The sequence below is a fragment of the Aminobacter sp. MET-1 genome (assembly GCF_026521175.1).
Taxonomy (GTDB): domain Bacteria; phylum Pseudomonadota; class Alphaproteobacteria; order Rhizobiales; family Rhizobiaceae; genus Aminobacter.
Genome location: NZ_JAMSHL010000013.1, coordinates 132,285 through 145,461, shown reverse-complemented (window position 1 = coordinate 145,461; position 13,177 = coordinate 132,285). Strand labels below are relative to the sequence as shown.

The window sequence follows — 13,177 nt, the reverse complement described above, 5'->3', positions numbered from 1 at the left end:
ATGCCACAAGTTGTTGAGATTGAGCCGCTCACACGAGAACGGTTTCGCGAGTTCGGTGATGTAATCGAGATAGATGGTAATGGCAGTTACTCGATCAACGGCGGTATGGCCGATCGCTTTCACGATCTCGCGAAAGTACAGGTGGGTGGCCCGGAAGGGCGAGTTCTGATCTCTATGGTCCGGAGCCGTCACTACGAGCTTCCACTAATTGTTTCCGCTGTCGAGAGGCATCCGTATGGAAGCCAGGCTTTCATCCCGACGGAGCAGGGGGCGTTCCTGGTGGTCGTATGTCTTGACCGGCAAGGTGTTCCGCAGGCGCCCAGGGCATTTATTGCGCAAGCGGGGCAGGGCGTGAATTACCACAGCAATGTCTGGCACGGAGTACTTTCTCCTCTGGGTAACGAGCAAGATTTTCTGGTGGTAGATCGTGGGGGTCTGGGAAACAATCTCGAAGAGTACAACTTTGCCGATCCTTATGTCATTGGATGGAACACTCCATGATGAAGACAAAACAGATATCAGAAGGTGGGGCGCATCTAACAGAATTCATCCGGTCGCATCGCGACGACCAGGTGCGCATGCTGGCAGAACTGGTCAAGGTGCCGTCCGACAACCCGCCCGGAGATTGCGCAGCGCATGCCGATCGTGCTGCCCAGTTGTATGAAGGCCTGGGCTTAACGGTCGAGCGGCACAAGGTGCCCGACGCGCTGGTTACAAGCGTCGGCATGATCAGCGCCACCAATCTGATTGTCCGCCATACGTTTGGTCCAGGCCCGACGATCGCGCTCAATGCGCATGGCGACGTCGTGGCGCCTGGCGAAGGCTGGACCGTCGATCCCTATGGCGCCGAGATCAAGGATGGCTGGATGTACGGTCGGGGTGTGGCAACCTCGAAGTCCGACTTCGTCACCTATGCCTATGCGCTGCTGGCGCTGCGTGCGCTAGGCGAAAAGCTGTCGGGCACGATCGAGATCCACCTGACCTATGACGAAGAGGTCGGTGGCGACATCGGCCCGCTCTATCTACTACAGCAAGGCTTGACCAAGCCAGACTACGCGATCTGCGCCGGCCTGTCGTATGGCGTAGTCACCGCCCACAATGGTTGCCTGCATCTCGACATCGACGTCCGCGGCAAGTCCGCTCATGCGGCACGGCCCGAAACGGGCATCGACGCGCTCGAGGCGGCAACCCACATCCTGAGCCGGCTCTATTCGCTGCGTTCGGGTTTTTCGGAGCAGCGCTCATCGGTCGAAGGCATCACCACGCCATCGCTGGTGGTGGGGCTCATTTCGGGTGGCATCAACACCAACGTCGTGCCCGACAAGATCGTGATGCGCGTCGACCGCCGCATGATCCCGGAAGAGAACGGTCCGGATGTGGCGCGCGACCTGATCGCCTTCATCGAGGCGACGGCGCGGGAGATGCCGGGCATCGAATGCCATGTCCGGCAACTGATGCTGGCCAATCCGCTGAAGCCGCTCGACGGGCAGGAACGTCTGGCCGATGCCTTGCAGAGGCATGCCTCGGACCTCATCGGCAAACCCGTGCCTACGCACGGAGTTCCAATTTACACGGACGCACGACACTACTTCAATGCGGGAATCCCAACCGTGCTGTATGGCGCCGGCCCGCGAACGATGCTCGAGGCCAATGCCCATCGTGCTGACGAGAAGCTCAAGATTGACGACCTTGCTTTGGCGACGAGTGTCGTGGCGCTTGCGCTCTATGACCTGCTGACGGGCAACGCCTGAGGGTCTTGAAGTAACAGATTCATTCTAATTGGTGGCGGCTGCAGCGGGGCAGAAGGAGGAAGCAATGCTTCGAGTTGAGAGCGTTGTCGGGAGCCGAAACGATCCCGGTCTGCATGAAGCGATCCATCATCTCGAACACCACCACGCCGTGGAGTTTGTGACGGTGGCTGTCGGCGATCTCGACCGCCGGCGGCTGATGGTCCGGACCGACAAGGGCGAGGAGGTGGCGATCACCTTGCCACGCGACCAGAAGCTGCATGACGGCGCCGTTCTCGTGCTCGACCATCATCGCGCCGTGATCGTACGCGCCGGCGAGCAGCGTTGGCTGAGATTCACGCCGCATTCGGCCAGCGACGCGCTCGAATTGGGCTACCACGCCGGCAATTTGCACTGGCGGGTGCGTTTCGACGGCGAGGATCTGCTGGTCGCCCAGGACGGTCCTGCTTCAGCCTATGCCGCGCGCATCGAGTCGCTCATCTCAGGCGGCCGTGTCGAGATGACCGAGGAGGCCGAATGAGCGCTCCATCGGCTCAATTGCTCGTCGCCCTGCAACATGCCGACGGGCAATTCCCCTCCGGCGGCTTTGCCTTTTCGCAAGGGCTGGAGGCGTCGTCCACGCTTGCTGGAAGACTGGGCGTCTTCGACTTCGCTGCTTTCGTCGACATCCAGATCCGCCATCGCTGGGCCGATGCCGACCGTGTCGCGCTGGTTCGAGCCTACCGGCTCGGCGGCGATCTGGAGGCGCTGGCCGAACTCGACCGCGAGGTCGAGGCCTCGACCTTCGTCGAGGGGCTGAGATCGGGCTCGCGCCGCAACGGCATGGCGCTTTTGACCACGCATGAGCGGATCGGCACCTGCGGCGCAGCCGCCTATCGCGCCATGGTCCGCAAGGGCGACGCCTGCGGCCACCTGCCGGTCGTCCAGGGCCTCGCCTGGCAGGCGCTCGACCTTGACGAGGCGAGTGCCGTGGCAATTGGCGGCTACCAGATGGTGGCGTCGCTTTCAACTGCCGCGGTGCGGCTTGGCGTGATCGGCGCCATCGACGCGCAGAAGGTTGTCTCGCGCGCTCTGCCTGCCATCGAGGCCGCGGCCCGCCTGCCAGTCGGCGACGACGAACCGCTGCGGTCGTTCACGCCGCTCTGCGAAATCGCGGTCGCCATGCATGGCGCTTCGGGCCAGCGCCTGTTTTCGAATTGAGGAGTACCCACGATGTTGCTGACACCGACCGAACTCGAGCGCCTGACGATCTATACGGCGGCCGAACTGGCGCGCAAGCGGCGGGCCAAGGGGCTCCTGCTCAACTATCCCGAAGCGGTGGCAATCATCACTGACGAGATCCTCGAAGGTGCCAGGGAAGGGCGCTCGGTCGCCGAGATGATGTCGTTCGGCTCCGCAATCCTGACCCAGGCCGACGTCATGCCAGGCGTGGCGGCTATGCTGCCGATGCTGCAGATCGAGGCGACGTTCCGAGACGGCACCAAGCTGGTCACCGTGCATGAGCCGCTACGCCCGGCCGCAGGCGCTGTTGCCGACGATGTCGAACCCGGCGCGATCATCACCGAGGAAGGCGATATCGAACTCAACGCCGGCCGCCGCAAGCTGACGCTCAAGGTCGTCAACACCGGCGATCGCCCGGTGCAGATCGGCAGCCATTACCACTTCTTCGAGGTCAACAAGGCGCTCGACTTCGACCGTGCGGCTGCCTTCGGCATGCGCCTCGACATCGCTGCCGGCACCGCCGTGCGCTTCGAGCCGGGACAGGAGAAGGATGTTCCGCTCACCACATTCGGCGGGCAGCAGCTGCTTTCGGGCCTCAACGGGCTGTCGAACGGCCAGGCCAACGATGCAGCGGTGAAGGCCGCTGCCCTTGATAACGCCCGCGCCCGCGGCTTTCGCGGCGCCTGAGGGGAGGAACGATCATGGCAACCTTGTCACGCCGCGACTATGCGGCGATGTACGGCCCGACCACCGGTGACGGCTTCCGTCTCGGCGACACCTCGCTCGTCGCCGTCGTTGAAAAGGACTTCGCCGTCTATGGCGACGAGTGCCTGCATGGCGGCGGCAAGACGCTGCGCGATGGTGCCGGCCTTGCCGCTGGCGTCACCAGCGCCGAGGGTGCGCTCGACTTCCTGTTGTGCAACGTGACGGTGATCGATGCCGTCGTCGGCATCGTCAAGGGCGATCTCGGCATTCGCGACGGCAAGATCGTCGGCATCGGCAAGGCCGGAAACCCGGCGATCATGGACGGAGTCGACCCGCGCCTCATCGTCTCGGCGGCGACCACGGTGCGCGACTGCGAAGGGTTGATCGCAACGGCCGGCGCGCTCGACGTGCATGTCCACTTCGACAGTGCACAGCTCTGCGACCACGCGATCGCCTCCGGCATCACGACAATGCTCGGCGGTTCTTTGGGTCCGATCACGGTCGGCATCGACTGCGGCGGTCCGTTCAACGTCGGCAAGATGCTGCAGGCTGCCGAGCACTGGCCGATCAATTTCGGCTTCCTCGGTCGCGGCAATTCGCACAGACCAGCCTCGCTGGTCGAGCAGATCGAGACGGGCTGCCTCGGCCTCAAGCTGCATGAGGATTGGGGCACCATGCCGGCCTCGATCGACACCTGCCTGACGGTTGCCGACGAACTCGATTTCCCGGTCCAGATCCATACCGACACGCTGAACGAATCCGGTTTCCTCGAGGATACGCTTGCGGCCATCAATGGCCGCACCATCCATATGTACCACACGGAGGGTGCCGGCGGCGGCCATGCGCCCGACATCATCAGCGTCGCCGGCGTGCCGTGGTGCCTGCCGTCCTCGACCAACCCGACCAATCCCTACACGATCAATACCTTCGACGAACATCTCGACATGACGATGGTGTGCCACCACCTCAACCCGGCCATTCCAGAGGATGTCGCCTTCGCCGAAAGCCGCATCCGCGCCCAGACCATCGCCGCCGAGGACATCTTGCACGACATTGGCGCGATCTCGATGCTCGGCTCCGACAGCCAGGGCATGGGCCGCATCAACGAGGTGATCTGCCGCACCTGGCAACTCGCCGACAAGATGAAGAAGCAGCGCGGCCGCCTGCCCGAAGAGACCACGCGCTTCGGCGACAATGAACGCATCAAGCGCTACGTCGCCAAATACACCATCAACGCGGCCCGCACCTTCGGCATCGCGGAGCATGTCGGTTCGCTCGAAGACGGCAAGATGGCAGACATCGTGATCTGGCGTCCGGCCTTCTTCGGCATCAAGCCGGAGCTCGTCATCAAGGGCGGCTTCATCGCCTGGGGCGCAATGGGCGACAGCGCTGCCTCGCTGATGACCTGCGAGCCGCTGCTCCTGCGGCCGCAATGGGGCGCCTTCGGCCGCGCCAAGCAGGCGCTGTCGGCCTGCTTCGTCAATCCGCTCGCCATCGACAGGGGCCTTGCCGCGACGCTCGACCTGAAGAAGGCGTTGCTGCCCTCGCGCGGCAATCGTGCCCTGTCGAAGAAGGACATGCTGCACAACGACGCCTGCCCCAATATCCGCGTCGATCCGCAGACCTTCGACGTTTTCGTCGATGGCGAATTGGCCACCTGCGAGCCGGCTTATGAACTGCCGCTGACCCAACGCTACATGCTGAGGTGACATCATGGACACCAGGACGTCTTTCCATTCGCCTGCACAGTCGCGTGTCGGAGCCGCCCGCATCGGCATTGGCGGTCCCGTCGGCTCAGGCAAGACCGCGCTTATCGAACGGCTGATCCCGGCTTTCGCGGCGCGCGGCGTGTCGCTGGCAATCGTCACCAACGATTTGGTGACGGCGGAGGACGCCGAACGTATCCGCCGCTCGGGTCTGATCGACCCGGCGCGTGTGGCGGCGGTCGAGGCGGGCGCCTGCCCGCACACCGTCATTCGCGAGGATCCCACCCTCAACATCGCCGCCGCCGATGATCTGGAAGCCTTGTTTCCGGATGTCGAGCTGATCCTGATCGAAAGCGGCGGCGACAATCTCGCCTCGACCTTCTCGCTCGACCTCGTCGACTGGTGGATGTTCGTCATCGACGTTGCCGGTGGAGACGACATTCCGCGCAAGAACGGTCCTGGCGTCCTCAAATGCGACCTGCTGGTCGTCAACAAGATCGATCTTGCCCCTTACGTAGGTGTCGACCTTGCGGCGATGGCCGCGCAGTCCGCTACTGCGCGCGCTGGCCGACCGATGGCGCTCACCAATTGCCGCAGCAATGATGGGATCGACGCGATCGCCGACCGCATCGTCTCCGACGTGTTGTTCAGATGACGAGCCATTGGCCCCAACCGCCTACATCTCGCCTGCCGGCACAGCCGCGCCAGGCCGGGGCACGAAGTGGCCGCTTCGAGCTTGCGCTGGCCCGCCACGGCGCGCGCACGCATATCGGACGCCAGTACGTCTCTTATCCTTTCCACATGACGCGGCCGTTTGCGCTCGATACCGCCATCCCATCCCTGCTCACCGTCTACCAGCAGTCTTCCTCCGGCGGGCTCTACCGGGACGACAGGCTTTCGAGCCGCTTCGATGTTGGTGCGGGCGCCGCCGGCCACGTCACCACCCAGGCGGCCACGGTCGTTCACGACTGCTACGGTCTGCCGGCTCACCAGACGACAGAGATCGTGCTGCAGGAAGGGGCGTTCCTGGCGCTGACCCCCGATCCGCTGGTGCTGTTTCCCGGTGCCGCGTGTTCGAACATCACCCAGGCCCGCCTCGCACCCGGTGCAGTGCTCCTGTTGTCCGACGCCTTCGCCCTGCACGACCCGCAGGCGCGCAACCGTCCGTTCGAGCGGGTGGAGGCGAAGGTCGAGATTCGGGGCGCCGACGGACGGCTGCTCGTGCGCGACAATTTTGACATCGCCGGAGCGGACCTTGCCGGACCCACTTCGCCCGTCGGCGCATGGAAGGTCGTGTCCAGCTTCATGCTCGTCGGCGCGCCGGACCGGCTGCCAACCGTCGATGAGCTCGCCGGCCTCGGTCGAGCGGAACGCCAGGTCGCCGGCATCACCGCGCTGCCCAATGGCGCGGGCTGGGGCGTGCGCTGCCTGGCGGCGGACGCGATCGCGGCGCGCGGGATCGCCGACGATCTCTTTGCGCTCGCCGTGGTGGCGGCCTTCGGACAGCAACCCGCGCGGCGGCGCAAATGACGACCAATTCGCATCTGATCTGTGAATGATGAAAGGAACAGGATCATGAACAGCAAATCTCTCATTCGGACAGCGGCACTGGCCGCCTTCGCACTGGCGCCCGGTCTCGCCAGTGCCCACACCGGCATCGGCCATGTCGAAGGTTTCGCCCACGGCTTTGTCCACCCGCTTGGCGGGCTCGACCATGTGCTCGCCATGGTGATGGTTGGCCTGTTCGCCGCTCAGCTTGGCGGGCGGGCCCGCTGGCTCGTCCCGGCAAGCTTCGTGTCGATGATGATCCTGGGCGGCGCACTTGGTCTTGCCGGCATTGCCGTGCCGTTCGTCGAACTCGGCATCGGCCTGTCGATCGTCGTTCTCGGTGGTGTCGTCGCCTGCAACCTGCGCGCCGGAGTGGCGGCAGCCATGGCGCTGGTCGGCTTCTTCGCGGTGTTCCATGGCTATGCCCACGGCGCCGAGATGCCCGAAAGTGCCAGCGGCCTGGCTTATGGCGCTGGCTTTGTCCTGGCGACGGCGATTCTGCACGCGGCCGGACTTGGCTTCGGACTGGCTCTCGACGGCAAGGCCGGTCTACGTGGAGCGGTCGTGGTCCGTTCGCTTGGCGCGCTCGCGGCTTTCGCCGGCATAGGCGTGGTGACCGGCCTCGTCTGAAAATGGATTAGCGCGTGGGAGGCCGTGTTTGTGTTCCCGCAGGTAGACGCGAGACACAGAGACACACTGAGCGGTCAGGACGAACTATCATGATCCAAGACCTTTCGACACTGACGGGCAATAGGCTTCGTGAACAGGCCATCGCTTTGTTCCATGAAGGCATAGAGGCGTCCGACCCCGAAAGAGCTGTTGCTTCGGCCCTGCAAAGTCGCAAGACCGAACTTGAGCTTGCCAAGCGAGTAATCCTTATTGCTTTCGGCATGGCAGCGTGTCCAATGGCCCGCGCCGCCCTGCCTTTTGTGGTCAACAAGCTGCACAGTGCGTGCATCGTCACAAACTGCGAGAATCGATCGGCAGTGGAAGGGATGCACGTCACGGTCGCCGGTTATCCGCTTCCCGACGAGCGCAGTGTCGCAGCAGCCTATGCAGTTGAACGCGCTGCGCGTTCAGCCGTACCTGGCGACTTGGTGCTGGTACTCATAAGCAGCGGTGGTTCAGCGCTGGTGTGTGCCCCAGCGCCAGGTGTGTTGCTTGCCGACAAAATAGCGCTCAGCGAAGCCCTGCTGCACTCGGGCGCAGATATCTGCGAGATTAATGCTGTCCGGCAGCAGTTTTCGCGCCTGAAAGGCGGCCGCCTTGCGCAACTGACAACCGGCGCGCAGATACTCTCGTTGATCCTGTCGGATGTTGCAGGCGATGAAGTCGGAACGGTTGCCTCGGGGCCAACAGCGCAGCCTGCAACTACTGCTGCGGACGCACTCGCTGTACTAATCCGCTACCGCTTGAACGGGATTGTGTCGGGCGCCCTTCGCTCATATGCCGATCATCTGCTCGAACGTACCGAAGAAATGAGCTTCTCGCATGTCGAGAACGTGGTGGTTGGCTCTGTCAACGCTAGCTTGTGCAAGGTGATCGAACGGGCCGCAGCCAGTCACAAAACTATCCTCAAAGTTGACGAGCTTGAAGGTACCGCATCCGACGTCGCTGCGACGCTGCACCAGCTAGCGAAATTGCAGTCTGCAGAAAGCGGGCCAATGGCGATAGTCGCGGGTTGGAGCCCTGCCGACAGGAAGGCCGGCATCCGGGAGCGAAACCAAGAGCTCGCTCTGCGTTTCGCGTTCCTCGATGAGCAAGCACCTATCGGGCATCCATGGGCATTTCTGAGTGGCTGCGCTGGACGTGATACAGCCGGAGCTATTGTCGACCCCAACTCGATTTCGCGGGTACGGAAGCTTGGCTGCGATCCGGGAGCTTTGCTTGAGGCTGGTGCCTTTCATCAAGCCCTGCAGTATTCGGGCGATCTGCTCGCAACAGTCAACACCAGCACCGCTGTAACTGACCTGCAAATTTTACTGATGAATAGGCCTGCAGGAAAATGAGGGAGGTGCTTGAGTCTGCTACTCAACGGAAGGGTTCAGATGTGCTGATGATTTGTCAGAGCATACGTCAATCCGAGCCAAAAGGCCAATTTCGTGGAAAGTGATGTCTGCGTTCATAACTATAATCGAAATAGTGTAGGCCTCAACTCGCGGCAGTTGCAGTTACTTATCGGAAGGGAAGTGCGAAAGTATCGTAGGAAGCACGAAATTACGGCCACCGAACTTGCTCACGCGGCGGGAATTTCGCTCGGAATGCTATCTAAGATAGAAAAGGGGATAATTTCACCGTCGCTTGGTACCTTGCATTCACTTTCGGAGGCTTTGGCCGTTCCGATTTCGGCTTTGCTACGACGTGCCCAGGCCGAAAGAACTGCCGTATTTACAAAGTGCGTGTCGAGTATCGCAGGCGACAAATACGCGCATGTAATTGAAACAATATCGAGTGTTGATGGGTTCGTTTTTCAACCATTGATAATAACCTTGACGCACGATAATTTCAATAAATCAAGTGAAATCTTGTCTGAGGCTGGGATCAAGTTTATATTTATATTTGATGGAGAAATGGAATATAATCATGGCGATAAAATATACGATATGGCAACGGGCGACAGTCTTCAATTTGATGCGATAATACCTCACGGGCCTAAGCGGTTAAATTCATCAAGAGTTAAGTATTTATCAATACTATCTGTTGATCGAAATAACTGAATTCGTGTCGGCTGGCGCAATTCTGATTTAGTCGATGCTCGCAAGAATTTGGGCATCGATACAGAAATCGAGAAATACCTGACGAACTTCTGTCGTGGAAATTTCCGCGGTCTCTGCCCGCGTCAAGGCGATGACAGCAAGGCGAGCCATTTCTTGCCCACCAGGCCATTCAGACAAAAAGGCCCGAGCCTCGTCAATCGAGGAAATCGCTATGGTGCGGCCTTCGAACGCGATCCAGATGATATCAAAGTCCATGGCCGGTGAGTCTCACTACAGTATTTGTCGGCACCTCAGCCTCCACACGCAGATAGCCGCTCAGCCCGGTTTTCTGATGCTCGATCACATGGCAGTGGAACGCCCAGTCGCCAGGGTTGTCGGCGACCAGTGCCACCTCCATCGTTTCCTTCGACAGCAGCAGGGCGGTGTCTGTGAGCAGTGGGGCGACCTTGCGCTTGTCGGAGCGCAACAGGCGGAAGCTCATGCCGTGCAGGTGGATGGGATGATCGTTCGGTGTTTCGTTGCGCCGGCGCAGGACATAGCTCCTGCCCTGTTTCAACACGGCGAGCGGCTCGCCGGGGCCCGGTATGTCGGATTGCCCTGCAACCCGATTGATCGACCAGAATGTGTAGCCGAGGGTGCCGCAAATGCTCGGCGCAGGTGCGTCGCCGCCGGGCGACCAGCCAAAGATGAAGTCTATCGTTTCAGCATTGGCGAGATCAGCTTGTGGTATCGGATTGGGCTGCAGCGGCTTGAGCTCGTCCAGCCTGCGCCTGATACTGGCACCCAGGGGCCGAAACCGCGCGAGAAGCCGCGGCCCTTGCGGCGTTCTCAGGCTCAGGCTCACAATGTCCTCCGCATTGTCAGGTACACGCAAGGCGATGTCGGCGCGCTGCCCCGGCGCCATGACGATCCCCTTGGGCGCAATGGGCTGCGCCAGGGGATTTGCATCCAGTGCGATCACCTGGGCGGTTCCGCCCTCGAGATCATATGTGCCGACGCGGGTGACGTCGGTCACCGCCAGACGCAGCCGCACGAGGCTGCCGGCGGCGAGATCATATGTCGGAGCGACTTCCCAGTTCACTGTGCCGACCGTGCCCAGAGTGCCGCCGCGGGCCGCATTGCGTGGCTTGAACAACTCGATGAACTGACCATCGCTGCCGAGGCGGAAGTCCCTGATGTTGAGCGGCAGGTCGCGGTCGAACCCCGGGGCTTCCTCGTCTTCGACCACCAGGACGCCGGTCAGCCCCCTGGCCATCTGCTCCAGCGTGTTGCAATGCGGATGATACCAATAGGTGCCGGCATCCGGCGCTGCCAGAGTGTATCGGAAGCTGTTGCCGGGCGCGATCGGCGCCTGTGTCAGATAGGGAACGCCATCCATCGCATTGGCGATGCGCAAACCGTGCCAGTGCACGATCGTCGCTTCCTCCAGGTCGTTCACCACATCGATCGAGAATGGTTTGCCCTGCGGCAGCCGCAGCACCGGAGGCGGTACGTCGGCGTGAAAGCTCATCATGCCTTCGGTCATCGTGCCGGGCAGGATCGAATGGCGCAGCATCGACGCCCGCAGGGTCAGGTCGACCGCGTTGGCCCGACTTGCCGCCACAGTGCCGGTGGCGGCTGCAGCAAGAGCTGCAGCACCCCCGAGCAAGACCTCACGGCGCGATATTCCAGGCATACGGACTTACCTTTCGCAGGCCTCGATGGCGCCGTTCTTCGAATTTCCGGCTGGCCGGGGGCAATCCCAAAACGATCCGGGCCAAAACGATCCAGACCGATTCATCCATCCGCCTGCATCAGCAAACGACCGCGAACACTGTGCTCCTGTGCCTTGTCGGGACGTCGCCTGCTCATTCCGGGCCATGTCGCTCCGGGAATTTCGAGGCCATTTGCGGACGACAATGGCGGCGATCAGGAAACCCTGCACCAGAACAACAGCGTAAGCGGCCAGGATGGCGGCGCAGGGGACGACAAAGTTCAGTTGGGGAGCCGCGCCGAGCACCACCGGCATTACCCATGAAACGACCGACACGACCCCGCAGCCGATGAGTGCGGCGCGCTTGCGCGGTTCGATGTCAGCCAGGAGGTGCTTTCCGACCTGCCACCTGAGGAACGGCAGCACCAGGCGATGAATGGCGATGCCGTTGATCGTCAGTATGGCGACGATGATCACCTTGGCCCAGATCTTCGGGTTCAGGACTTTCTCCGGCTCGGCGGCCTGGTAGAGCAGAAGAAACCCGATGCCCGACAGCCAGAGCATCAGCAGGCCGCGGGCAACGAAGCGACTGATCCATTCGACATTGTCGACGAGTTCGGCTGTCACGGCTGTCCAGCGATAACGCGACAATGTCAGGTCGAGAAACGCCGCCCCGCCGAATCCCAGGATCAGGCCGCCGAAATGGATCAACCTCAGTGATGTCCTGGCATAGGACAAAAGCGCTGGTGATGATGCGAGGGAGAGGTCGAAAGCGCTCAATTGTGTCACCGGATGGAGGACGCAACGGCCCATCACGCCCTCCCAATGGGATGGCGTGCCCGCTGCGTTTCGAGCCTGAGGGAAAGTTCGAGTTGACCGAGCAAACTGGACGGTCCTATTTAAGCTGATTTTCATAGTCAAGTATGAGGGGCAGCTATTTTAGCATTTCTGCAAATTTCCCGGGGACATGTGGCGCTGTAGTGTTGGCTGACACTGGCGAAACGTGAGCGCACCGAGCAGCTGATAGAGGCGCATGAGCAACTGGCGATCGCTTACAGCGGGGCCGACTTGCTCTGGGCTTCGCGGTCGTCACTCCTCATGGCGGCGGGGCTCGCTACGGTGGCCTCGATTCCTCGCTTCCAATTTGCTAAAGCAGTTGATGACGGTACTTTTGGGTTGGCGGCGAGGTCGATGCTGACCGAAAAATGCGGCTCTGAAGGGCGATTGATCTCGATAGATTCCGACAGCGCGCGAAAAATTTTTCGCGGAAATTCCCGTTTAAAATCAACACCGTATGATTTTGACGGCTCATGGGTCGGCATATCGGTCTGTGGGCAAGAAAAAACCCAGCTAGATCAATGACCTAGCTGGGTTTTGAATAATTGAGTGGGAGTAGAGGGAAAACCGCGGCAACAACGTAGTTTCGGCGGCGATATTTGCCGGCGCAAAGGTTTCGTGCACCAGTCAGACTTCCGCTGAACTGCCATTCTCTTTTCCCGATCCCGCAAGCCCGGCCTGCGACCATATTCCAGATCTAGTGAAGTGCTGGAGGAGAGGGCTGTAGCCTGGGATAGCGTGCACAGTCGCGAGGTCTGCTGCGCGCCGCATGTCGGTCACAAGCATTGCGACCGATGCACGCATCGGAAGACTTTGGCCTGTTTGGCCACAGCGCAGCATCGGTGATGTTCTTCCTCGGGGCAGGCGAGCAATATCCAACACTACAATCCAGACCATGACTTTCGTGACGATCTGATCCCGATCGGATCGAGAATAGTCATGCGCGCGATGCGAAACATTCTGGGCGGCTGGCTCCAGCCGGATCGAATAGGCCGCCCTCTT

15 protein-coding genes are annotated in these 13,177 nt (G+C 61.3%); 11 read left to right on the top strand and 4 right to left on the bottom strand.

Annotation, left to right across the window (positions count from 1 at the left end):
* The 11 genes from NDO48_RS18685 (at position 1) to NDO48_RS18635 (ending at position 9,645) form a co-directional block, all read left to right on the top strand.
* The gene (locus NDO48_RS18685; RefSeq protein ID WP_182576092.1) at positions 1-501 is read left to right on the top strand and encodes an ureidoglycolate lyase; all 501 of its coding nucleotides are present in this window, start codon (positions 1-3) and stop codon (positions 499-501) included.
* Entirely contained in the window at positions 498-1,751 is a 1,254-nt protein-coding gene (locus NDO48_RS18680) for an ArgE/DapE family deacylase (protein WP_416377213.1), read from the top strand. Before NDO48_RS18685 ends, NDO48_RS18680 begins: the two co-directional genes overlap by 4 nt.
* A 64-nt stretch (positions 1,752-1,815) precedes the next feature.
* Positions 1,816-2,268, top strand: a complete 453-nt coding sequence (ureE, locus tag NDO48_RS18675) for an urease accessory protein UreE (protein ID WP_267322035.1) — start codon at positions 1,816-1,818, stop codon at positions 2,266-2,268.
* Entirely contained in the window at positions 2,265-2,948 is a 684-nt protein-coding gene (locus tag NDO48_RS18670; RefSeq protein ID WP_267322034.1) for an urease accessory protein UreF, read from the top strand. Before ureE ends, NDO48_RS18670 begins: the two co-directional genes overlap by 4 nt.
* A 12-nt stretch (positions 2,949-2,960) precedes the next feature.
* Positions 2,961-3,656, top strand: coding sequence for an urease subunit beta (locus NDO48_RS18665; protein ID WP_267322033.1), 696 nt, complete (start codon positions 2,961-2,963; stop codon positions 3,654-3,656).
* 14 nt (positions 3,657-3,670) lie between these two features.
* A complete protein-coding gene (gene ureC, locus NDO48_RS18660; protein ID WP_267322032.1) occupies positions 3,671-5,383 on the top strand; it encodes an urease subunit alpha in 1,713 nt (570 codons plus the stop codon).
* Between the two features lie 4 nt (positions 5,384-5,387).
* Positions 5,388-6,035, top strand: a complete 648-nt coding sequence (gene ureG, locus NDO48_RS18655; protein ID WP_267322031.1) for an urease accessory protein UreG — start codon at positions 5,388-5,390, stop codon at positions 6,033-6,035.
* Complete coding sequence (locus NDO48_RS18650) at positions 6,032-6,910, top strand: urease accessory protein UreD (protein ID WP_267322030.1); 879 nt, start codon at positions 6,032-6,034, stop codon at positions 6,908-6,910. Before ureG ends, NDO48_RS18650 begins: the two co-directional genes overlap by 4 nt.
* Before the next feature lie 45 nt (positions 6,911-6,955).
* On the top strand, positions 6,956-7,558 hold the full coding sequence (locus NDO48_RS18645; RefSeq protein ID WP_267322029.1) for a HupE/UreJ family protein: 603 nt from the start codon (positions 6,956-6,958) through the stop codon (positions 7,556-7,558).
* A gap of 89 nt (positions 7,559-7,647) precedes the next feature.
* Positions 7,648-8,937 (top strand): glycerate kinase type-2 family protein, encoded by a 1,290-nt coding sequence (locus NDO48_RS18640; protein WP_267322028.1) that lies wholly within the window; start codon positions 7,648-7,650, stop codon positions 8,935-8,937.
* Positions 8,938-9,117: 180 nt separating this feature from the next.
* A complete protein-coding gene (locus NDO48_RS18635; RefSeq protein WP_267322027.1) occupies positions 9,118-9,645 on the top strand; it encodes a helix-turn-helix domain-containing protein in 528 nt (175 codons plus the stop codon).
* Positions 9,646-9,672: 27 nt separating this feature from the next.
* On the opposite strand, the gene NDO48_RS18630 is transcribed toward NDO48_RS18635, so the two are convergent.
* From NDO48_RS18630 to NDO48_RS18615, 4 genes are all read right to left on the bottom strand, one after another.
* Positions 9,673-9,900, bottom strand: a complete 228-nt coding sequence (locus NDO48_RS18630) for a DUF982 domain-containing protein (protein ID WP_267322026.1) — start codon at positions 9,898-9,900, stop codon at positions 9,673-9,675.
* Positions 9,890-11,320, bottom strand: a complete 1,431-nt coding sequence (locus tag NDO48_RS18625) for a multicopper oxidase family protein (protein WP_267322025.1) — start codon at positions 11,318-11,320, stop codon at positions 9,890-9,892. Before NDO48_RS18625 ends, NDO48_RS18630 begins: the two co-directional genes overlap by 11 nt.
* A 6-nt stretch (positions 11,321-11,326) precedes the next feature.
* The gene (locus NDO48_RS18620) at positions 11,327-12,253 is read right to left on the bottom strand and encodes a hypothetical protein (protein WP_267322024.1); all 927 of its coding nucleotides are present in this window, start codon (positions 12,251-12,253) and stop codon (positions 11,327-11,329) included.
* A 137-nt stretch (positions 12,254-12,390) separates the two neighbouring features.
* On the bottom strand, positions 12,391-12,660 hold the full coding sequence (locus tag NDO48_RS18615; protein ID WP_267322023.1) for a hypothetical protein: 270 nt from the start codon (positions 12,658-12,660) through the stop codon (positions 12,391-12,393).
* Positions 12,661-13,177 lie beyond the last annotated feature (517 nt).